Source organism: Bradyrhizobium sp. 159 (assembly GCF_023073795.1).
In the GTDB taxonomy this organism is placed as follows: domain Bacteria; phylum Pseudomonadota; class Alphaproteobacteria; order Rhizobiales; family Xanthobacteraceae; genus Bradyrhizobium.
In genome coordinates this window covers 120,600-140,394 of record NZ_JADPKE010000018.1, presented here as the reverse complement: position 1 = coordinate 140,394, position 19,795 = coordinate 120,600, and the positions used below count along the sequence as shown (strand labels likewise).

The 19,795-nt window shown below is 64.1% G+C and carries 19 protein-coding genes; 11 read left to right on the top strand and 8 right to left on the bottom strand.

Going from position 1 to position 19,795, the window contains the following annotated elements; all coding sequences use genetic code 11:
• Positions 1–3 precede the first annotated feature (3 nt).
• The 6 genes from IVA96_RS03065 to IVA96_RS03040 all read right to left on the bottom strand — a co-directional run bounded on the left by IVA96_RS03065 (position 4) and on the right by IVA96_RS03040 (position 7,762).
• On the bottom strand, positions 4–2,214 hold the full coding sequence (locus IVA96_RS03065; RefSeq protein WP_247278134.1) for an ABC transporter permease: 2,211 nt from the start codon (positions 2,212–2,214) through the stop codon (positions 4–6).
• Positions 2,207–2,989: an ABC transporter ATP-binding protein gene (locus tag IVA96_RS03060; RefSeq protein ID WP_025035423.1), complete on the bottom strand. Its 783-nt coding sequence runs from the start codon at positions 2,987–2,989 to the stop codon at positions 2,207–2,209. The genes IVA96_RS03065 and IVA96_RS03060 overlap by 8 nt, the downstream gene beginning before the upstream one ends.
• Positions 2,982–4,064: a branched-chain amino acid ABC transporter permease gene (locus IVA96_RS03055; RefSeq protein WP_247278133.1), complete on the bottom strand. Its 1,083-nt coding sequence runs from the start codon at positions 4,062–4,064 to the stop codon at positions 2,982–2,984. The genes IVA96_RS03060 and IVA96_RS03055 overlap by 8 nt, the downstream gene beginning before the upstream one ends.
• Before the next feature lies 1 nt (position 4,065).
• The gene (locus tag IVA96_RS03050; RefSeq protein ID WP_247278132.1) at positions 4,066–5,076 is read right to left on the bottom strand and encodes a branched-chain amino acid ABC transporter permease; all 1,011 of its coding nucleotides are present in this window, start codon (positions 5,074–5,076) and stop codon (positions 4,066–4,068) included.
• A gap of 483 nt (positions 5,077–5,559) precedes the next feature.
• On the bottom strand, positions 5,560–6,387 hold the full coding sequence (locus IVA96_RS03045; RefSeq protein ID WP_247278131.1) for an AraC family transcriptional regulator: 828 nt from the start codon (positions 6,385–6,387) through the stop codon (positions 5,560–5,562).
• A gap of 124 nt (positions 6,388–6,511) precedes the next feature.
• Complete coding sequence (locus IVA96_RS03040) at positions 6,512–7,762, bottom strand: ABC transporter substrate-binding protein (RefSeq protein WP_247278130.1); 1,251 nt, start codon at positions 7,760–7,762, stop codon at positions 6,512–6,514.
• Between the two features lie 265 nt (positions 7,763–8,027).
• Between IVA96_RS03040 and IVA96_RS03035 the strand changes: the two genes are divergently transcribed.
• The 4 genes from IVA96_RS03035 (at position 8,028) to IVA96_RS03025 (ending at position 10,701) form a co-directional block, all read left to right on the top strand.
• Complete coding sequence (locus IVA96_RS03035; protein WP_247278129.1) at positions 8,028–9,155, top strand: mandelate racemase/muconate lactonizing enzyme family protein; 1,128 nt, start codon at positions 8,028–8,030, stop codon at positions 9,153–9,155.
• Between the two features lie 231 nt (positions 9,156–9,386).
• On the top strand, positions 9,387–9,509 hold the full coding sequence (locus IVA96_RS35545; RefSeq protein WP_256464607.1) for a hypothetical protein: 123 nt from the start codon (positions 9,387–9,389) through the stop codon (positions 9,507–9,509).
• A gap of 624 nt (positions 9,510–10,133) precedes the next feature.
• A complete protein-coding gene (locus IVA96_RS03030) occupies positions 10,134–10,352 on the top strand; it encodes a hypothetical protein (protein ID WP_247278128.1) in 219 nt (72 codons plus the stop codon).
• Between the two features lie 142 nt (positions 10,353–10,494).
• Entirely contained in the window at positions 10,495–10,701 is a 207-nt protein-coding gene (locus tag IVA96_RS03025) for a hypothetical protein (protein ID WP_247278278.1), read from the top strand.
• A gap of 586 nt (positions 10,702–11,287) precedes the next feature.
• Here IVA96_RS03025 and IVA96_RS03020 read toward each other — a convergent pair.
• A complete protein-coding gene (locus tag IVA96_RS03020) occupies positions 11,288–11,494 on the bottom strand; it encodes a hypothetical protein (protein ID WP_247278127.1) in 207 nt (68 codons plus the stop codon).
• A gap of 589 nt (positions 11,495–12,083) precedes the next feature.
• Between IVA96_RS03020 and IVA96_RS03015 the strand changes: the two genes are divergently transcribed.
• Positions 12,084–13,298 (top strand): c-type cytochrome, encoded by a 1,215-nt coding sequence (locus IVA96_RS03015; RefSeq protein WP_247278269.1) that lies wholly within the window; start codon positions 12,084–12,086, stop codon positions 13,296–13,298.
• Positions 13,299–13,333: 35 nt separating this feature from the next.
• Here IVA96_RS03015 and IVA96_RS03010 read toward each other — a convergent pair whose 3' ends face one another.
• Entirely contained in the window at positions 13,334–15,304 is a 1,971-nt protein-coding gene (locus IVA96_RS03010) for a 4Fe-4S binding protein (RefSeq protein WP_247278126.1), read from the bottom strand.
• Positions 15,305–15,486: 182 nt separating this feature from the next.
• On the opposite strand from IVA96_RS03010, the gene IVA96_RS03005 reads away from it, so the two are divergent.
• From IVA96_RS03005 to IVA96_RS02980, 6 genes are all read left to right on the top strand, one after another.
• Positions 15,487–16,209, top strand: a complete 723-nt coding sequence (locus IVA96_RS03005; protein ID WP_247278125.1) for a biotin/lipoate--protein ligase family protein — start codon at positions 15,487–15,489, stop codon at positions 16,207–16,209.
• Positions 16,206–16,745, top strand: coding sequence for a DUF6505 family protein (locus tag IVA96_RS03000; protein WP_247278124.1), 540 nt, complete (start codon positions 16,206–16,208; stop codon positions 16,743–16,745). Before IVA96_RS03005 ends, IVA96_RS03000 begins: the two co-directional genes overlap by 4 nt.
• Entirely contained in the window at positions 16,742–17,749 is a 1,008-nt protein-coding gene (locus tag IVA96_RS02995; protein WP_247278123.1) for a DUF6352 family protein, read from the top strand. Before IVA96_RS03000 ends, IVA96_RS02995 begins: the two co-directional genes overlap by 4 nt.
• The gene (locus IVA96_RS02990) at positions 17,746–18,261 is read left to right on the top strand and encodes a DUF3305 domain-containing protein (protein ID WP_247278122.1); all 516 of its coding nucleotides are present in this window, start codon (positions 17,746–17,748) and stop codon (positions 18,259–18,261) included. The genes IVA96_RS02995 and IVA96_RS02990 overlap by 4 nt, the downstream gene beginning before the upstream one ends.
• Entirely contained in the window at positions 18,258–18,881 is a 624-nt protein-coding gene (locus tag IVA96_RS02985) for a DUF3306 domain-containing protein (protein WP_247278121.1), read from the top strand. The genes IVA96_RS02990 and IVA96_RS02985 overlap by 4 nt, the downstream gene beginning before the upstream one ends.
• A gap of 121 nt (positions 18,882–19,002) precedes the next feature.
• Positions 19,003–19,782 (top strand): molecular chaperone TorD family protein, encoded by a 780-nt coding sequence (locus tag IVA96_RS02980; protein ID WP_247278120.1) that lies wholly within the window; start codon positions 19,003–19,005, stop codon positions 19,780–19,782.
• Positions 19,783–19,795: the final 13 nt, after the last annotated feature.

Sequence of the window (19,795 nt, the reverse complement as noted above, 5' to 3'; positions counted from 1 at the left end):
CGGTCACCTCGCTACTCTTCGGCGCACCTTGGTACGGCCGAACAGGGTTCGGAACGCACTGACAATGGCGGCGGCGAACTCGGGATCGTTGATGTTCTTGGGCACGCGAATGAGCTGGCGGTTGCCGGTCTGCCGCACCGTGCGCTCCAGCGTGCGAAATAGCGCGGTGTCGGCGTCTGGATCCCAGAACGGCTGGCCCCGCGCATCGAGGGCGGACACGCCGCCCTCGGGCAGGAAAAAGCGTACAGGGCCATCCATCTGATTGAGCCGCTCAGCGATCCAGCGGCCCATGCGCTCGTTCTCTTCGGCCGTTGTCCGCATCAGCGTCACTTGCGGATTGTGGACGTGAAACTTGCGGCCGCGGTAGCGTTCGGGAATAGTCTCGGGCGCGCCAAAATTGACCATGTCGAGCGCGCCGACCGAGCCGACATAGGGAACGCGGCTGCGGATGATCGCGCCGAAGCGATCTTCGGTCGCAGGAAACACGCCGCCCATGAGCAGATCGCAGATCTCGGTCGTCGTGAGGTCGATGATTCCGGCGAGCTGGCCGGACTCGACGAGCTTCTCCATCGAGCGTCCGCCGACGCCGGTGGCATGGAACACCAGGCATTCGAAATCATCACGCAACTCGGCCGCGATCTTCTGAACGGCCGGCGTGGTGACGCCGAACATGGTAATACCGACCGCTGGCAGGCCGCCGGCCTCGCGCGCCGCTGCGGCGCGGGCATCGAGCCGCGCCTTGACCATGCCGGCGAGCGCGTTGGCGCCGTTGGCCAGCACCGCCCGCGAGATCGAGTTCAGCCCCTGCACGTCGGTGACCGAGTACATCATCGTGATGTCGGCGGGACCGACATAGGGCCCGACATCGCCCGAGGCGACGGAGGAGATGATCAGCTTGGGTACGCCGACGGGTAGCGTGCGCATCCCCGGGGCGACCAGAGACGCTGCGCCCGAGCCGCCGGCCGAGATCACTCCGACGACATTGCCCTGGCGCCGCAGCCAGTTGGCGAAGGCATCGGCCATCGCGGTCACGGCGGCGCCACGATCGGCGCCGAACACCGCTGCGCCGCCACGGCTGTGGTTCAGGGCGATCTCCTGCGCGGAGACATCGCACGACGAATGCTTGCCACTCGTGGAAACATCGACTAGCCGCGTGCGCAGGCCGCTTTCTGCGATGATGTCGCGGATGAAGCGCAGCTCAACGCCCTTGGTGTCGAGCGTGCCGACGACCAACGCCACAGGCGGGCCGGCGGCCTGCGTCGTCACCGGCTCGCGCTTGCGCCGCGTCGTCTCTTCGAGCCGGGTGACTTGCGTCGAGACCGTTCGCGCAGCAGCTTCGATGCGGGCGATCGGTACCGGTTGCGACCATCGGGTCGGGAGCGTCGGGTTGGAGATGTAGATGCGGATCGGTCCCTCGCGGCGTGGCGCCGGCGCCGGCCTGGCTTCGACACCGGGCGCGGCGACGTCGATATCCGGCTCGAGCTCGGCGTGAAGCCCGACGCCGAGCAGGCGCTGCTGGAGCTCGCGGTCGGCGGCGAGGCGGGCGGAGTCGATGATGCGGTTGATGCGGCCGTTGACCATGATCGCGACGTTGCGCGAGATCGCGGTGGCGACGCCGATATTCTGCTCGATCACGAGCACGGACATGTCGCCGTCCTCACCGAGCCGCAGCAGCATCTCCTCGACCTGCGCCACGATGACGGGCGCGAGCCCTTCGGTCGGCTCGTCCATGATCAGGAGATGCGGATTGGTGAGTAGCGCGCGAGAGATGGCGAGCATCTGCTGCTCGCCGCCGGAGAGCTGGCCGCCGCCGTGATCCTTGCGCTCGGCGAGTCGCGGGAAGGTCTCGTAGATGCGATCGACAGTCCAGGCGCCGGGCCGCAGGCCGCCGGCCAGCCGCAAATGCTCGTCGACGCTGAGCGAGCGCCAGAGCCGGCGTCCTTGCGGCACATAGCCGACGCCGAGCCGGGCGATCTGGGCCGGAGGCCGCCGCGTGATGTCGTCGCCACGAACGCGGATCGAGCCGCCGCTCACGCCTACCAGACCCATGATCGCCTTGCACAGCGTGGTCTTGCCCATGCCGTTGCGGCCGACGACGGAGAACACACCGTTCTCCAGTGTGAGATCGACGCCTTGCAGGGCGTGCGAGTGGCCATAGTAGACATCGAGGCCGCGGACCTCGAGCGCGGCCTTGCTGCGGCGGACCTCATTCATGACCGCCTCCGAGGTAGAGCTCCTGCACCTCGGGATCGGACTGGATCTCCTGCGGCAGGCCTTCCTTGAAGATGCGGCCGTTGTGCATCATCGTGACGCTCTCGACGACGCGTAAAGCGACATCCATGTCGTGCTCGATGATGATGTAGCCGATATGCGCGGGCAGCGAGGTCAGGATCTCGATCAGCTCGGCCCGTTCGGTCGGCGACAAGCCGGCGGCCGGTTCGTCGAACAGGACAAAGCGCGGGGCGCCCGCGAGCGCGAGCGCGATCTCGAGCTGGCGCTGCTGGCCATGCGCGAGCTCGGCCACGCGCTGGTCCTTCACGGCCGAAAGATGCACGGCCTGGACGAGATTGTCCGCCGCATGCATCAGGGCGTCGTTCTGTCCCGGACGCAGAAACGAGAAGCGTCCGCGCGAGACGCCGCGGCAGGCGAGATAGACGTTGTCCTGCACGGTGAGGCCGGGGAACAGCGCCGAGATCTGATAGGTCCGCCGCAATCCGCGCCGGATGCGTTCATAAGGCGGGAAGTGCGTGACGTCCTCGCCGAAGAAGCGGATGGTGCCGGAGGAGGGCGGGAAGTCGCCGGTGATGCAATTGAACAGCGTGGTCTTGCCGGCGCCGTTCGAACCGAGCACCGCGCGCCGCTCACCCGGACGCACCGTGATGGTGACGTCGGTCAGCGCCGCCAGCGCGCCGAACAGGCGCGTCACGCCGCGGAGCTCCAGCGCAGCGCCGGCGCCCACGGCGGAGAGGCGTTGAGCGACGCTATCCATCACGGCGCCCTCCGCCGGAACGGTCCGCGCCGCGGCGCTGACGCTGGCGCCATCGCTGCCATAGGCCGATGACGCCGTCCGAGGACCAGAACACGATGGCGAGGAAGCCGAGCCCGATCAGCAGGCGGAAGCGGTTGCCATCGAGGCCAAGCCTGACCAGGAAGTCGAGCGCGAAGGTGCGCAGTAGCACGAAGATCAGCGCGCCGATGAAGGGACCGATCGGGCGCGTGATGCCGCCGACAACGGCGATGATCAGCACGTCGATGCAGGCTCCGACGCTGACCGACCCCGGCGAGATCTGACGGTAGTTCCAGACCTGGAGCACGCCGGCCAGCGCGGCCACGAACGAGGCGAACGCATAGGCGGCGACGCGGTGCGCATTGACGTTGAAGCCGAGCGCAGCCATGCGCCTGGGATTGTCACGCACGCCCTGGAGGGCAAGACCGAAGGGCGCGCGTGAGAGATATTCGACTGCGAAATAGCAGAGCGCGGCGACCGCGAGCACGACGTAGTAGAAGGGAATGTCGGCGCGCCAGTTCACGCCCCAGAAGTGCGGCGTGGCCACGGTGTTGATACCGGTATGGCCGTTGAAGATCGCCCAGTTCTGGTTGGTGAAATAGTAGAAGGCCGCGCCGATCGCGAGCGTGATCATGATGGTGTAGATGCCTTCGGTGCGGACCGCGAGCGCGCCGCCGAGCGTGCCGAAAGCGGTCGCCAGCGTCAGCGCCATCGGCACCGCGAGCCACCACGGCCAGCCCAGGCTGATATTGGCATTGCCGCTGACGCCGAACACGGCGACCATATAGGCCGCGAACCCCGCGATGGTAAGCTGCATCAGGCTGACCATGCCGCCATAGCCGGCGAGGAACATCAGGCTCAGCGCCATGGTGCCGAGGATCAAGGTGGAGGCGAAGATCTCGATCAGAAAGAAGCCGTTGGCGATCAGCGGCATGATCAGGAGAATGACCGCGACGATCCAGGCGGCGGGATTGTTGACCTCCGGCCACGTCCGTGCCGGGCGCTGCGCCATTGTGGCGGGGCGTACGGCAAGCCGTGCATCGTGGGCGAGCGACATCTCAGCGCCTCGCCAATAGGCCTTGCGGCCGGATGGCCAGCACCAGCACCATGATCAGGAAGGTCACGACGATGGCGTAGGTCGGGATGTAGACCGAGCCGAGCTGTTCGGCGAGGCCGATGATCAGTGCGCCGAGTGCGGCGCCGGGGATCGAACCCATGCCGCCGACGATCACGACGACGAGGGACGCCAGCAGGAAGCGGATGTCCTCGCCGGGCGACAATGACTGGAACGTGCCGCCGACCACGCCGGCGGTGCCGGCAAGTCCCGCGCCAAAGGCGAACACCAGCACGAAGACGAGCTGGATGCGCACTCCGGTCGCAGCAAGGATATCGCGATCATCGACGCCGGCACGAATGATCATGCCGATCCGGGTGCGGTTGAGCGCGAGCCACATCGCCACGCCGATGATCACGGAAGCGGCGAAGATCACGAGCCGCACCAGCGGATATCTGAGATAGACCGGCTCGCCTGAGGATTTGATCGCCGTGATCAGCGGCAGCTCCACCGGGCCGATCAGCCAATTCGGCGTCTGGATCTGGTAAAAGTCGCCGCCGCAGGCCCACAGCATGAGGTCGGCGAATACGATCGAAAGCCCGATCGTCACCATGGTCTGCCTGAGATCCTGTCCCTCCATCCGGCGGAACACGATCAACTGGAGCAGGACGCCGACCAGGGCGGTCAGGATGAAAGCGACGATGAAGCTGAGGATCCAGGAGCCGGTCGAGGCGCTGATGGCGTAGCCGACATAACCGCCGAACAGATAGAGCGAGCCATGCGCGAGGTTGACGTTGCGCATCAGGCCGAAGATCAGCGTGAAGCCGCTGGCGACGAGGAAGTAGAGCCCTCCGAGCGTGATGCCGTTGAAGACGGCATTGAGGAAGACGCGCTTGCGGCCGATCGCCTCTTCGAGGCCCGGCGGCCAGACCGCGAAGACCAGCCAAAGCACGACGGCAATGGCAATGATCACGATCAGCGCCCAGACGGGATGGCGTTCGACAAAGCGGCTCATGGTCTCGCCCCGCTTGCGGCAGGGCAATCGCATATGGGAAGCGATTCCCTGCGGCCCATCCTTCGAGACGCCCGCTTTGGCGGGCTCCTCAGGATGAGCGCGGAGTGTGCGGCAGCAGGTTCAACGGGCCGGATGCCAATTAGCCTCGTCCTGAGGAGACCGCGGAGCGGGTGTCTCGAAGGACGAGGCGCTTGCTCAGACCACTCCAAGAGATCATATGCGATAACCCTGCCGCTTCCGGGGAGCGGTCGCGTCCAACGGGTCGCGCCAAAGGCGCGCTCGATGACGGGCTTCGGCGCGGGTGCACCCCAACCCTCTCCCCGCAAGTGGGACGAGGCGGCGTGCAAGCCGTTATCGGCTGCGAGCCCTGCCATGGGCGAACATCCTCCCTGGACTCGCAATTCTCTAGCGAGATCGCGTTGCCCACATCCTAGCCGGGCTGCGAGGAGGACGTTTGATCGTGAGTATCTTTTCGCGCAGCGGCTAGGTGCGCAAAACTTTGGCCGCGCGACGATAATCGGTCGGGGCCATCCCGACATTGGCGGCGAAGAAGCGGGTGAAGCCGCTTTGCGAGGAGAAGCCGAGATCGAAGCCGATATCGGCGATCGGCGCCTCGCTCGCCACCAGCGCTTCGAGCGCCTGTTCCATGATCAGCGTGTTGAGATAGAGATTCGGCGTGACGCCGGTCTGGACGCGGAACAGCCGGTAGAAATGCGGTCGAGACAAACCGGATTCCCGCGCGATCCTATCGAGCTCCATCTCGGCCCCGGGGCTCTCCGACATCAGCCTGATGCATTTGCGCACACGGAAGTCGGTCACGGCACCATTGGCGCGCGGATCGCGCGCGATCTCGGCCTGTTGCCAGCTTTCATCGTAGCAGATGTCGATCAGCCGCCTCAGCTCGGAATCGAGGCTGGAAAGCGATGGTGCGCCGCACACGAGCGCGGCGGTCCGCCTGATGTGCTTGTCGAGCGCAGGCGTGCGCCTGAATTGGGTGCGGCCGAAACGCAACCGGTCGGAGCCGGATGCGTCCGGCGCAAACCATTCGGCGTTGACGTAAAGCACGAAGAAGATCGCGCCGCCGTCGACATCGGCCGGCAGGAAGTTGTGCGGCTCCCACGGATTGACGGCAACGACCGAGGATTCGGTGAGATCATAATGCCCGTTGGAGACATCGATGCATGCCGGCATGCCGCCGACATGGAAGATCAGATGACCTTCACGATGGGCGTGGATATTGAAAGGGCGGTTCAACTGATAAACCGTCGCCCGGCCGAACCGGCCGTGGAAGACGGCGAGCGCGCGGCTCATGCCTTCCCCTCCCGAATGTTCTTGTCTTTTCGGCCAGCGTTCAACAACCCCGGCGAGATTGCAAGAGCGGAGAGCGACCGCGTCAGCAAGTCGCTCTCCGCCAGCGCGGTGCAGGCGTGATGCGTCAGTACTTCTTACATTCCGGTACTGTGCGGCTCGGCAGCCCGATCTTCGAGAACACGGCCGGATCATAGCCGAGCGTCTGGTTCACGTTCGGGATCACCTTCACGACCTTGCTGAACAGCGCGCCCTTGCCGTCGTCGACGACTTCGGTGACGAAGTTGGTGCCGATCGCCTGGCGATTGGAGTCGAGCTTGATCTTGCCGTTCGGCGCGTCGAGCTCGATCTTCGCCAGTGCTTCCTTGAACTTCGCCTGGTTGTTGGAGAGGTCGCCATTGACTTGGCGCAGCGCAAGGATCAGCGCCATGGTTGAATCATAATAGTTGGTCGCGAGCAGCGACGGGCTCGGGAAGCGCTTGTTGGGCGGGAAGGCGTCCTGATAGGCCTTCACGAACTTCTGCCAGCCCGGATCCTCCCAGGTATCGGCTTGGCCGCTCGCCGCAATGGTGCCGATCAGCGCGTTCTTGGCGTTGCCCTTCGACGACAGGATGGTCTGGTCGATCATGATGGAACCGCCCATCAGGTGCGCCTTGCCGCCGGCCTGCTGATACTGGTTGAGAAAGTTGACGGCATCCGCGCCGCCGAGCCCGAGATAGATGGCGTCGACGTCGTCGGGCAGGGCGGCGATGACCGAGGCGAAATCCTTCGTTCCGAGCGGCACCCATTGCCGGTTGGTGACCTGTCCGCCGGCACCGCAGAACTCGAGCACAAGGCCGAACACCTGGGTGTAGATGAAGGAGTAATCCTCGCCGACGGTCGCGATCTTGCGATACTTCTTTTCGTCATAGGCGTATTTGCCGAGGCCGACTTGCCACTGTGCGCCGTCCATGTTGTACCGGAAGAAGTTCGGGGCCGGATCGACATAAGTCGTTTCCTGGGCGCCGGAGGCCGCATTGATGAAGGTCAGCTCGGGATGAGTTTTTGCAAAATTCTTTACCGCGATGCCCTCGTCGCCAGAGAGCGGTGAGAGCAGGATCTGCACCTTGTCCTGTTCGATCAGCTTGCGCACCGCGCGCACGGCGGAGTCGGGCGTTGCGTCGGTCGAGGCGACGATGAATTCGAGTTCCTTGTCGCCGACCTTCTTGCCGAGCACGTTGAGGGCCGTCTGGTGGCCGCGCATGCCGTCCTCGCCGAGCACCGTGTAGGTGCCTTCGAGCGTCGCAGTCACGCCCACCTTGATCTTCTCCTGAGCGATCGCGGCGCCTGAAAGAAACAGGCTGCTCAGCGCCAGCAGTCCCACACTGCATTTCGACATTGTGCTCCTCCCTGTACCGTCGATTTGTCGCCGTGCCAACCGGCGCGGCGCCCGCAGCTCGAAAGGCTGGCGGATTTGACGGGAAGGCTAGCCGAAGTCGCATGCGGTGCATGCGCGGGCGCCTCGTTCCGCTTGACGGGCAGTCTCATTTTGGATGTTGCGGCGCAAATGGTTTCGCGGTGCAGCACGTGGCGGGTGACTTCGCGCGCGCCTGTTGAGATAGTGGCGCCCGCCGCTTTTCGATCTCGACCGCAGGATCTGCAACATGACGACTGACAGCTTCACCATCCGCGCGATCGAGGCGTTCTGCTATCGCTATCCGCTGGCAACGCCGGTGGTGACGTCGTTCGGCAAGATGCTCGACCGTCCCGCCGTCTTCGTTCGCGCTGTCGACGAGGACGGCGTCGAGGGATGGGGCGAAGCCTGGTGCAACTTTCCGGCTCCAGGCGCGGAGCATCGCGCCCGGCTCGTCAACGAGGTGCTCGCCCCCGGCCTCGTCGGACGCAAATTCGAGGGTCCTGCCCAGGCCTTCGAGCCGCTGACCAAAAGCACCGAAGTTCTGGCGCTTCAATGCGGTGAACCTGGTCCGTTCGCGCAGGCGATTGCGGGCATCGATCTCGCGCTGTGGGATCTCTCCGCGCGCCGCCAGCGCCTGCCGTTGTGGCGGCTGCTCGGCGGTCAGTCGCGCAAGATCAAGGTCTATGCCAGCGGCATCAATCCCGGCGGTGCGGCGCAGACGGCGGAGGCCGCGCTCGAGCGCGGCCATCGCGCGCTGAAGCTGAAGGTCGGGTTCGGCGCCGAGACCGACCTCGCCAATTTGGCGGCGCTGCGCCGGATCGTCGGCCCCGGTATGCTTGCTACCGATGCCAATCAGGGCTGGTCAGTCACGCAGGCGATGGAGATGCTGCCGCGGCTGGCCCAGTTCGATCTGCGCTGGTTGGAAGAGCCGATCCGCGCCGATCGGCCGCGCGAGGAATGGCGCAGGCTGCACGCCGCAGCGAAGATGCCGATTGCCGCCGGCGAAAACATTTCGAGCGCCGAGGGTTTCAGGGAAGTTCTGGCCGAAGAGGTGCTCGGCGTGGTTCAGCCCGATATTGCGAAATGGGGCGGGCTGAGTGTCTGCGCTCCACTGGCTCGCGACATTCTGAAGGCGGGCAAGACGTTTTGCCCGCACTATCTAGGCGGAGGTCTTGGCTTGCTTGCATCCGCGCACCTGCTCGCCGGTATCGGAGGCAATGGCTGGCTGGAAGTCGACGCGAACGACAATCCCTTGCGCGATCTGTTTTGCGGCCCGGTCCTCAACGTGAGGGAAGGCACGATTGAATTGGACGAAGAGCCGGGCCTCGGAGTAGCGCCTGATCTGGCATCTATCGAGCGTCATCGCACCATTTAGATCAGAGATTCGTCGGCTTCCGACCAACCCGCGCGTCGGGTGGCGATGTCATCGCCCGCTGGCGGTCGCCGAAATGGCGCGCGCGTGCGCGATCAGCGCTCTCGCCGTCGGACCTTTCAGGTGATCATCGAGAATGCCGACGGGTGCACCCCGCGAGCGAGGACGCCTGCCTTGTTCTGCTTCAAAGACCTGGCTGTGACCGAAGGCCTCGGGCTCTATCGGGAGAGGCCTATGGCGACAATGCCGGTCATCGGCCGGCGGCCTGACATCACGTTGCCCGTTTCGGATGTCGCGGAGTCCGCCAAGAGCCTGGACACCCACAAGGATCCCTCGAAACAGCCGGTCGTCTTCTAAAAGCCGCCGCCTCGGTAATCGGCCCGGGAGCGGCGGTGGAATACATTCCTGCATGTGTGTGCCGCTTCACATTTTGTACGTGAAACGATGCTACCATTGACTTGAAAGTCCCTTTTATTTTTTGGCCCAACGTCAGCGTTTTTTTGCAATTGCCTTCTTCCAGGGGCGCGTAATGAGTAGTCGTGATCGGGTCTGCGACCGTATGGTCATTCTGCACCAACGTGTCTGGTCGCTCAATTCTCAACTTGCAGAGCTTCGAAACCTTAGCACCCGGGTGCAAAAGGCGTTGGAAAGAAGCAACGGCAAACGTTCAAGAGTCCCATGTGTCGGGGCAGTGCGGCGTCGAGCTCGGAGATAAGTGCGCGTTGAGAGCCATTAGCCATGGCTCGGCCATGTGACAGCAACCCGCCGAAGGGAGGCTCTCTGCCAGAGGTCTGCTCTGGGGCCAAAAGCGTCGTTCTCGTTGCCTGCTGGTCAGTTCAGGTCTGCGCCGATTGGCGCAGATTTGGAGCCCGGCCATGGGCATTCGCGGGGGGTGATCCTTGGGGTGGTCCAATCGCGTACCGCTCTATTTCCATGTGTGCTATCTGTTGGGTAGCAAAATGGTAGCAGGAAGAGCGGATCATGACTGACGATCAGGTCAACCTTGTCGTTCAGCACCTTTGCGAGCATTTGCACTTGGCACTCCGATTAAAGGGCAGCGAGGCGCATCCACCAAACGCCAAGGATATTGGATTCGATCCTGCCTCCGTAAGAACCGTGTTCCTAACCGGGTTGCGTTCGGCGGGGGTCACGATCCATGACGATGCGGCCGGGACGAGCGAAGAGCCGCCGTGGTCCTAAAGGCAAAACGGGGGACACCCTAGACAGCCGACGCTTGGACGAGCATCGAGTTAGGCAGCGTCGGGCCGGACGCTGCCGTCGTGAACTTACGAAACACTCTTCGGCAGCTCCCGTTGCGCCTGGCCGACTACGGGCCGGGTCGATGGCGGCGCTGATTGAAGCGTGCCGCTTTTCAATGGTCCGCATTGACATCGTCGCGCCGCATCCGCTTGCAAGGCTGCGTCTGGACGATTGCCGCATTCCGATCAACCGTCGCCTGGGAGCGCGGAGCGTAGAGGGCGGCATACCCAACCTTCTCCGTGATATCGTCGAGGCTGAGCCGAGTTGCGGCATCATTCGATTTGAGTGATGGGGCGATCACTGGGCTGGCCGAACCCACCGTTGCGGCTCGATCCGGTGCAGGTCAAGGGCGCGGAAATTTGGATCGAGGCGCAGAGGCGACATCCGCGTCGATGATGACATCATGCCCCTGTTTTGCCCGACGTGTCAAAAGCATCTGCGACATGGACTTTTTTCTCAGGAAATTGTCCTTTGGAAACAAGGGCCTTCTACTGTGCATGGGGTTGTTTTCGCATTTATTGGTTCAGTGCTCGGCGGGCAGCGTCGACCAGAACGCCGTAAGGCCTCGAGAATGGGAGGCTGCTTGGCCCCATGCCATGCTTGATTGCCGATCTCGGGGATCATGCCGCCAAGAATGTTGAACATGGTCCTGAGATGGGTGTCTCAGAGACGTACCCCGGTTGTGGCAAACGCTTGCGCGACTGGCTCCTGGATTCGATTCAAGATCACCATCCCCACAATCGCGATCAACGTTGCAGCGACGCAGCCAAGAAGAAAAGCCTTCATCCGCAGCCTCCCTCGATCGAAACGTCAAGCTGTTATACGACACCGCTTGGCGCGAGCAAACTCGTTGATCGTATCAAGGCAGAAGCCGCCTACGGGCTCTTGAACATCGCATCGACGGAAAGTGCATCACCCATCAAGCCGAGGGACTGAAGTGCGGCGCCATTCCTGTCGATTTCCAATATTGCAAGAAGAAGCGCAAGCACGACGGCAACGAGGATCAGGAATGGCGAGGCGTCTCGGGAATCGGGATCTTGCGATCCATCAAACGCGCGCAAAGCGCGCAGTCGCGCCAGCATCTGCAGAAATGGCCGCGTTCGCCCCTGCATGCCGTCATCCTTGACGTGGCCAGTCGGAGATTAGTCTCCGGATCACCGGCATTCAAGCGGGATGCGCAAAGCCAGCCCGTTGCGACGCACACGCCGGAACGGAATGCAGTGTCGCCCCGTTTAGTACGGGCATTCGGAGGATCCAACGTGAAATTTCTGATGACGATTTTGTGCTTTGCAGCACTCTGCCTGTTCGAGCGCGCCTCCGCCGAACCCCCACAAACCAATTCGTCTGCGGCGCCAACCCGGCCCGAGGAGAAGGGCCAACCACAACCGCAAGGCTGGACGGGTCCAATCAATACGGGTTCGGGTGGTGCGCCCGCCGAAAGTCCCCAAGGTCAGAGTCCGCCTGGAATGCAGGCCGCGCCTGAAGGATCGTCCAAGAGGACGACGGCACCAGCCAAGTAAATGGGTTCGGATTTTCATCTCCGTGGGCTTCTGGCAATCTTGAGGCCGTGAACGTGACCAGAGCCGGTGACGGATGATGAGGTTACCTTTCTGCACGGGCGGCGCCGCAGCCCTGTGGGCCATCTTCGCGCTATCATCCGCGCACGCCGACATGGTGGGACATGGCGGCCCCGTACGGGCGCTTGCCATTTCCCCCGATGGCGAGGCCCTCTTGTCCGGCAGCTTCGACACAGCAGCCATCCGCTGGTCCCTGAAGACCGAAACGGCACAGCAAGTGCTGCGGTATCATGCTGACGCCGTCAATGCCGTCGCCTTTCTGAAGGACGGCCGCATGATCACAGCGGGTGCCGATGCGCGAATTGCAGTGTGGATGCCTGGCCGGCAGCAGCCGGATCGGGTGTTTGAGGGACATCGAGGTCCAATCGTGGCGCTTGCGGCGTCCCCTGATGGGGCGCTTCTCGCATCGGCTTCATGGGATCGGACGGTGCGGCTCTGGTCGCTGTCGGACGGCGCGTCGCGCGTGCTCGAAGGTCATTCACAGAACGTCAACGGTGTCGCTTTCACGCCGGACGGCAAGTCGCTTCTCAGCGTCGGCTATGATCTCACCTTGCGCATCTGGCATTTGCCGGACGGCCAACCTGAAGTCTTGACGTTGCCGGCGCCGCTCAACGTCGTTGCTGCGGCGCCGGATGGTGAAATCGTCACGGGCGCGGTCGACGGCACGCTGCGGATACTGACCACAGACGGCAAGCCGAGCGGCGAGGTCGCGGCCGGTCCCACGGCGGTGGCGGCCTTGACGATATCGGAAGACGGCACGTTGATTGCTGCGGCCGGCATCGGCGGCACGGTGGCGATCATAGATCGCAAGTCGCGCAGCCTGCTACGAACGCTGGTCGTGTCCGGCTTGCCGGTATGGTCGGTCGCCTTCCTTCCGGATCGAGAAACACTGATGACGGGTGGCGCGGACGGCAAGATCAGGCGCTGGAATGCCCGCACCGGCGATCCCATTGGTTCGAACCTCTTGGGAACGCCGGCCGATCCTCTCGCCGCCTATGCGGGCGATCGGGGCGCCGATGTATTTCGGGCGTGTGTGGCCTGTCACACCCTGTCGGACAAGGATGTTCAGCGTGCGGGGCCGACGCTTGCCCGACTATACGGTCGCAAGATCGCTTCGCTGCCGGGCTATCGCTTCTCCGACGCGCTGAAGAGCATGGACATCGTCTGGACGCCGGAGACGGTCGCACGACTGTTCGAGGTTGGACCGAATGCCTACACCCCCGGCACCAAAATGCCGGAGCAGCGCATCGGCGCGGCCGAGGACCGCCGTGCGTTGACGGACTTCTTGGGCCGCGCAACGTCGCAATGATTGCCCCTTCCGACCCTGCGAAGATGTTCGCTCGTCTAATCCTTACCATCGCGCTGGCGTAGATAGTCATCCGTCGTTCGCGGCGGCGTTCGTTCCGGAACGCCCTTGAACGGGTCGAATTGCTGTTCGCTCATGACGATGACGCGGCAGTCTGCGCACATCCTAAGTGCTGCGACCCGCTTGTCGCCGGCCGGATACATCCAGTGCCGGCCCTCGAGCTTGGCTGCGATGCGGTCGATCGTGCTCTTGACGCCGAAGGCGGTACCGCAGCGGACGCAGAGTGCGGGCTCCTCTTCCTTGATAATCACGGCGGAGGCGCGTGCCGCGCGGAAATCGATCTGCGGCTTGAGGCTGATGACTTTCTCCGGACAGGTGCTCTGGCACAGGCCGCATTGCACGCAGGCGTCCTCGACGAACTTCAGCACTGGCCGCTCAGGATCGTCGCGAAGCGCGCCGGTCGGGCAGGCCGAGACGCAAGACAGGCATAGGGTACAGCCGCTGGTATCGACGCTGATTGCGCCGATCGGCGCACCCTTGGGCAGGGCGATCACGTCGACCGGCGTCGGCGCCACGCGATGCAACTCGCTCAGGGCGAACCGCAAAAGGTCGCGCCGCTTGCCGACGGTTTTGAAGGTCGCGGGCGTCGCGACGGCCGCCAGTGTGCCGATAGCAGCCAAATGCCCGCCGAGCGCGTCGGGATCATCCGTTTCGATGGTGGCGAGGCGGTGGCCCTCAAAGCCGAGGCCGCCAAGGATCGCTTCAGCCATGCCGATCGTCTGTGACAGTCCGGTGAGATCGTGGCGTGGTCTTGCGCGGAGCAGGAATCGTATGGCCGATACGCCATAGGCAAAGGCACCGACGATCGCCTCCAGCCCGAGTTGCGTGAGTTCGTTGATGGCAAAGGGGAGCACGTTTGCCGGCAGGCCATCGCCATGCCGCGCCAGGGCATCGATCAATGGCGTGCCGTGCGGGCTGTCATGAAAGAGTAGCACCGCATTCGTGCCACCGGCCTTGTGGTAAGCCAGCAGCATGGCACGAATTCTTTGAAGCTGCGTATCAGCGGGCGGGAGCGTATAAGATGCCGCGCCGGTCGGGCAGGCGGCGGCGCATTGGCCGCAGCCCGCGCAGATGTTCGGGTCAATTGCGACATGATCGCCGACGGGCGTGATCGCTCCAGTGGGGCAGAGATCGAGGCACCGCCGGCACCCCGTGCGCTTCGAACGCGAATGGGCGCAAAGAGCGGGCGTGACGTCGACATATTTCGGCTTGTCGAAGCTGCCGACGAGGTCTCGCGCGGTCAGCACGGCGCGAAGCACGGCGGCGGGATCGCTCGGATCGGCGCGCAGATAGCCGTCGCGTAACGCGTGGGCAGGAAACAATGGCATCCCACCGGAAATGTCGAGCACGATATCGCAGCGCGAGGTCACCCCACTTCGCGGTGCGTCCAGCACGAAGCGATCGCGCGAAGAAGGGCGGGGGCGCGCGTAATCGTCGATCGCAAGCTCGAACGCTCCGAAATGTCCCTTTGCGGAGCGGATCGTGCCCTTCACGATCGGGAAGACCGTTGCAGCGGGCGGCACGATCTCGTCGAGCTGCTTCAGCATCACCGTCACGTCGAGGTGATCGGCAAGCAGGCGGCCGGCTTCAATCGCGGCCTCATCGCGCCCGTAGGTCAGGACCACGCCCTCGCTCGACAAAGTGACGAGCGGATAGTCCGGCGCTGGGATGGAGGCGGAAGCGAGCAGGGCAGCCATTTTCGCGCCGGCGCGCGCGCCATCTCGCGACCAGCCGGCCGTTTCGCGGATGTTGACGAAGCTGATCGCATCAGGCCGCTCGCCGGCCTCCTCAGTGAACTGCGCGGCCTGCTGCGTGCAGGCGACCGTCAATGCGCCGCCAGCGGCCGCTGCGCTGCGGAAGTGATCGAGCTCGGCGCCGCAGAGATGATGAAAGCTTTTGATTTCGCAGTTGGGACATCCGCGCTGAATCGCGGCCGCGTCGAGACGCATCGTGTCTTCGCACGAGCAGATCAGGACGGTCTTGGATGGCTGCTCCAGGTTAACCCCTCCGCCAATCCGGCACCGACGACGGACTCGCGCCGGCCCTTCGCCTCGTATAGAACTTATCCATCGGGAAGAAAAGGAAAGCGGAGGACGGCCTGCCGTCGATCCCAGTCAGCCACGTTTCCCTGGTGGAACCGATCCACCTGCCGCCGCCGTTCACATTGGTGCGGCTGCGCGAGAGTGGCGACGCTTTTGCCCACGCATGCCGCATTGCACCGGAGAGCGGCGCCGGAACGCTCGTCTATGTCGGCCGCTTTGATCTGGCGGAGTTCGCCGTGGTGTTGGAGCCAGCCGAGCCCTTACGTACGGCGCGGCGCGCGTTCTACGCCGGCATGGTCGCCCTCACCGATGCCTTGCGTGCCTACGCACCGCCGAGCAAGCCGATCACGATCGTTTGGCCCGACGCCGTCAGGATCGATGGGGGGCTGGTGGGCGGTGGGCGGATGGGATGGCCTCCTGAGGCTGACGAGGACGCGTCGCCACCATGGATGGTTTTCGGCGCGATGATCCGGACGGTTGCCATGAACGAGGACGAGCGGGGTGTTCACCCGCTCGCTTCGGCGCTCGAACAGGAAGGCTTTGGCGAGGCTGGTGCGGTGCAGATCACGGAGAGCTTTGCTCGGCACCTGATGCTGGCATTCGATGATTGGCAGGCGGGCGGTTTTGAGGGCGTGGCGCGAGAATATCTTTCCCGCATGCCCCGCGAACGGCAGACCGTTCTGCGCATCGACGATCGCGGCCATCTTCTCACGCGCCGGGTTGGGGCGGGCGAGATTGAACGTGGCGACCTCGTGCGGGCGCTGGCGACGCCTTCGTGGCTCGATCCGGCGCTCGGAGGGCCGCGGCTGTGAAGCTCCTGCGTACCATCGCGCTCGATCCCTCCGACACCTTCGTGTTCGATGTGGCGGCGGAGCCGGGTGAATGGGCCGTCTCCGGTGCTTTCCGCTTCTGGGATTGCGACGGTGCGAAGCTCGAGGGCAAGGCGCGCGCGGCGTTTCGCGGCGGGTTCCTCGGGGTGCAATCCTGGGGCTGGTCGACGCTGGCGCAGATCGTTCCGGCGACCGAGGACGATTACCGCAGCCTGATCGATCTCCTTGCAAGGCAACTCATCGATCGTTTCGGTGCGCCGGACATGGCCACAGCAATGACGGCCGCGGAAGAAGAGGTGGCGTTCTCGCAATCGCTGTGCAGTCATCCGATCAGCTCCCTTATTGCGGTGCACCGGACTTCAATTTACGGCGAAGTCCGCGAGTCCTTCCGCCGACTGAAGCTCCGCGTAGGGCAGGGGCACAGCAAGGCGTTCTCGTTCATGGAAGTGGAGGACGACGTCCAGCCTGACGGCGACGTCAGGCTTGCGGATCTGGGCCGGGAGCCGACCGTCAGATGAACGATTTCTGGATCGCCTGCGGCCATCATCTGCTCGATCGCGACGAGGGCGGTGGGCTGTGCGTCACCGACGAATTCCTCAAAGCCTATTTTGCCCGTCCCGAGCTGATGCCGCCCGACGATGCGTGTCCGGTCGAACGCCGGTTGCACCGCGAGCTGCTCGCCGATCCGCGTCAGGGGGTCGGCGCCGACGAAATTGCCGGAATTTCCGACGCCGACGCCCGGGAGAACTGGCGGTTCGTGCTGGCGTTTCGCGATCTCCTGTTGCGGCATCCGACGCTCGAAGCGGCCTATCTTGCATCGCTGCGATCAGGCGCGAACGACCTGCCGCCGCTGTTCGTCAATCAGCTGGTACATGTCATCCTGCGCAACGCGCTCGATGGCTGCGACGACCCCTTTGTGCTCCGCGCGGCCGAGCTATTCTTCCGGGTTCAGCGGATCCTGCCGCATGAGCAAGCCCTGCTGCTCGGCGACGAGGAGATCGTCGGCGGCCGGAGCCCGACCCCGGTGCTCTCCCTGATGTCGATGCTGGGCGCCACCAACGAGGCGATGCTCGATATATTGAGCGAAGAGAATGTCGAGGCCTATTGGCAGCGCAGCGACCAATTCGACATGGCCCTTGATCTCACGGCCGGCGGACGCGGACCAACTGCGCTGGCGCAGGCGATGATGCGCTGGGTCTCTCATCTGCTCGGCATCGAGGTCACGATCGAGCCGCTGCGCGCGCTGCAGGACGCAAAGCTCACCTGGTATGTCGGGCTCGATACCGAGGCCACCAGGCTTGGCGACCGTCTGTGGCAAGGCGAAGACGTCGACGAGCGCGACGCCGACCGGGTGCTTGCACTGTTCCGGCTGATTTTTGCGGATTCGAGCCGCGCGCACGACGACGTCCGGGACGAGCCCGTCTACCTGATCCTGTCCATGACGGCGGATCAGAAGCTCCGGATGAAGCCACAAAATCTGCTGACCGGCCTTCCCGTGAAGCGCCTGGAGATGTTCACATGAGCCCCGCGGCATCGCCACTCGCATCCATCTCCGTCGGCGTCGTCGTCGAGCGGCGCAAGGCTGCCTCGCCCTGGGTTGACTTCGTCTGGCGCGGAATTGCTGTCCTGCCGGACGAGCCGGCGACACAACCCTGGACCGTGCTTCGCGAGCAGGATGGCACAGCCCTGTTCTATGCCGGAAGCGCGACCGTGGATCTCTATCCGTCCGAGACGGCGCGCTATCGCGATAATCTCGCCTCCGGCAATCCGAGCATCTGGACTGTGCTGTCGCCCTCGGAAGGCGCCTGGCCCTATGCCGTGACTGCGGTTACCGCTGACCCCGCGGAGGGCGAGGGCTTTACCGAAGCCGCCGATAATCTGGTCGAGGCCGTGCCGATGCCGGAGGTGCTGCGCGAAGTAATTGAAAGGTTCGTGGTCGAGCACCATGTCGAGCGGGAGTTCGTCAAGCGCAAGCGGCGCCGCGCTGATCCGGAGGCGCTGGCGCGGCGCGAACATGAAGGCGGACAGGAATGACTGAGGAGGAGTTCCTTGCACGCTGGTCCCGCCGTAAGCGCGAGGCGCAAGCGGAGCCGGCGGAGCCTGCCCGGGCGCAGCCCACGCCCCCGCCTGCGGCAAAGCAGGATGAGAGCGAGTTCGATCTCTCGACCCTGCCGTCGATCGACGAGATCAACGCTGCGACCGACATCACCGCCTTCCTGCGCAAGGGTATTCCACAGGAGTTGAGCCGTGCGGCTCTTCGCCGCGCGTGGGCAACCGACCCCGCCATTCGCGACTTTGTCGGGCTTGCGGAGAACGCATGGGACTTCAACGACCCGACCGCGATGCCGGGTTTTGGCCCGCTGGATTGCTCGTCGGAACAGCTGGCGGCGCTCGTCGAGCGCATCGTGGGCGGCGTGCGTGAGGCGGTGCAGTCTCTCCCCGAGGCGTCGATTGAAACAGCGGATTCTTCGGCGGAATTGCATCAAGCCGATGCGGCGGGCGCGCCGGATATTGTGCGGACAGCAGGCGCCACGGAACGTCCGGCAATCTCTGTTGCGGTGCAACCGTCAGTGGCGGAGAGATCTGCGGATTTCGCTGAGCCCCTCAGGCACCGTATTCACGGTGGCGCACTGCCGCGCGAGCAGCACGACTAAAGGCTATAGGTTCACGCTATGGACGGATGATTGACCATCCGTGGAACCGGGACTACGATTTCGTTAGAACACTGTTACAAAAGCAGTAATCAAGCAGACGGGACTCGGATGGGAGGTCCACGTGCGGGATGACGGGCTTGATCGCGCAATCGATGCCGCAGGCGGCATTGCTCAGCTTGCGCGCAAAATCGGCATCAGCCAGCCTTCGGTCTCGAACTGGACCCGGGTGCCAGCACAACGGGTGGTTGCAGTTGAAACGGCCACCGGTATTCCACGCAACGATTTGCGGCCCGATCTCTACAGCGAAAAAGCCGTCCCAGCGGGGCTCATCGATCCCGTCGATGCTGCGCGCGCGCAAGAATACGCGTTGCTAGCAACCTTGCTGTCCGCGCCGCCGTCGAAACGACTGCTCGAGCAGCTCTCGGCATTGAGTGGTGACGCCACGCCGCTCGGCCGCGCGCATGCGGCGCTCGCCGACGTCGCCTCAAGCGCAGTCGCGGCTAAGGTCGAGCGCGAATATTTCGATTTGTTCGTGGGGCTCGGTCGCGGCGAATTGCTGCCTTACGCCTCCTACTATCTCACCGGCTTTCTCAACGAACGGCCGCTATCGCGCCTGCGTGGGGACCTGACGACGCTCGGCGTCGAGCGTGTTGCCAACAATTCCGAACCCGAGGACCACGCCGCCATCATTTGCGAGATCATGTCCGGCCTTGCCGGCGGACACTTCGGTGCCTCGCCAGAGGCACAGCGCGCCTTCTTCGAGAAACATGTGTCGCCGTGGCTGGGGCGACTATTCGCAGACATGGAGGGCGCCGGGAACGCCCGCTTCTATCGGGCCGTCGGCGCGCTCGGTCGCACCTTTATCGAGATCGAGACGGAAGCATTCACATTCGCCAACTGACCGGCACGCGCAG

What these genes read in the sequence shown, in the direction of transcription:
- IVA96_RS02990 (WP_247278122.1), top strand. Translation starts at nt 17,746, where the DNA reads ATGAGCCCCGCGGCATCGCCACTCGCATCCATCTCCGTCGGCGTCGTC.
- IVA96_RS03040 (WP_247278130.1), bottom strand. Translation starts at nt 7,762, where the DNA reads ATGTCGAAATGCAGTGTGGGACTGCTGGCGCTGAGCAGCCTGTTTCTT.
- IVA96_RS03035 (WP_247278129.1), top strand. Translation starts at nt 8,028, where the DNA reads ATGACGACTGACAGCTTCACCATCCGCGCGATCGAGGCGTTCTGCTAT.
- IVA96_RS02985 (WP_247278121.1), top strand. Translation starts at nt 18,258, where the DNA reads ATGACTGAGGAGGAGTTCCTTGCACGCTGGTCCCGCCGTAAGCGCGAG.
- IVA96_RS03065 (WP_247278134.1), bottom strand. Translation starts at nt 2,214, where the DNA reads ATGAATGAGGTCCGCCGCAGCAAGGCCGCGCTCGAGGTCCGCGGCCTC.
- IVA96_RS03050 (WP_247278132.1), bottom strand. Translation starts at nt 5,076, where the DNA reads ATGAGCCGCTTTGTCGAACGCCATCCCGTCTGGGCGCTGATCGTGATC.
- IVA96_RS03020 (WP_247278127.1), bottom strand. Translation starts at nt 11,494, where the DNA reads ATGCTGGCGCGACTGCGCGCTTTGCGCGCGTTTGATGGATCGCAAGAT.
- IVA96_RS03045 (WP_247278131.1), bottom strand. Translation starts at nt 6,387, where the DNA reads ATGAGCCGCGCGCTCGCCGTCTTCCACGGCCGGTTCGGCCGGGCGACG.
- IVA96_RS02995 (WP_247278123.1), top strand. Translation starts at nt 16,742, where the DNA reads ATGAACGATTTCTGGATCGCCTGCGGCCATCATCTGCTCGATCGCGAC.
- IVA96_RS03030 (WP_247278128.1), top strand. Translation starts at nt 10,134, where the DNA reads ATGACTGACGATCAGGTCAACCTTGTCGTTCAGCACCTTTGCGAGCAT.
- IVA96_RS35545 (WP_256464607.1), top strand. Translation starts at nt 9,387, where the DNA reads ATGGCGACAATGCCGGTCATCGGCCGGCGGCCTGACATCACGTTGCCC.
- IVA96_RS03055 (WP_247278133.1), bottom strand. Translation starts at nt 4,064, where the DNA reads ATGTCGCTCGCCCACGATGCACGGCTTGCCGTACGCCCCGCCACAATG.
- IVA96_RS03025 (WP_247278278.1), top strand. Translation starts at nt 10,495, where the DNA reads ATGGCGGCGCTGATTGAAGCGTGCCGCTTTTCAATGGTCCGCATTGAC.
- IVA96_RS03060 (WP_025035423.1), bottom strand. Translation starts at nt 2,989, where the DNA reads ATGGATAGCGTCGCTCAACGCCTCTCCGCCGTGGGCGCCGGCGCTGCG.
- IVA96_RS03010 (WP_247278126.1), bottom strand. Translation starts at nt 15,304, where the DNA reads ATGCGTCTCGACGCGGCCGCGATTCAGCGCGGATGTCCCAACTGCGAA.
- IVA96_RS03015 (WP_247278269.1), top strand. Translation starts at nt 12,084, where the DNA reads ATGGTGGGACATGGCGGCCCCGTACGGGCGCTTGCCATTTCCCCCGAT.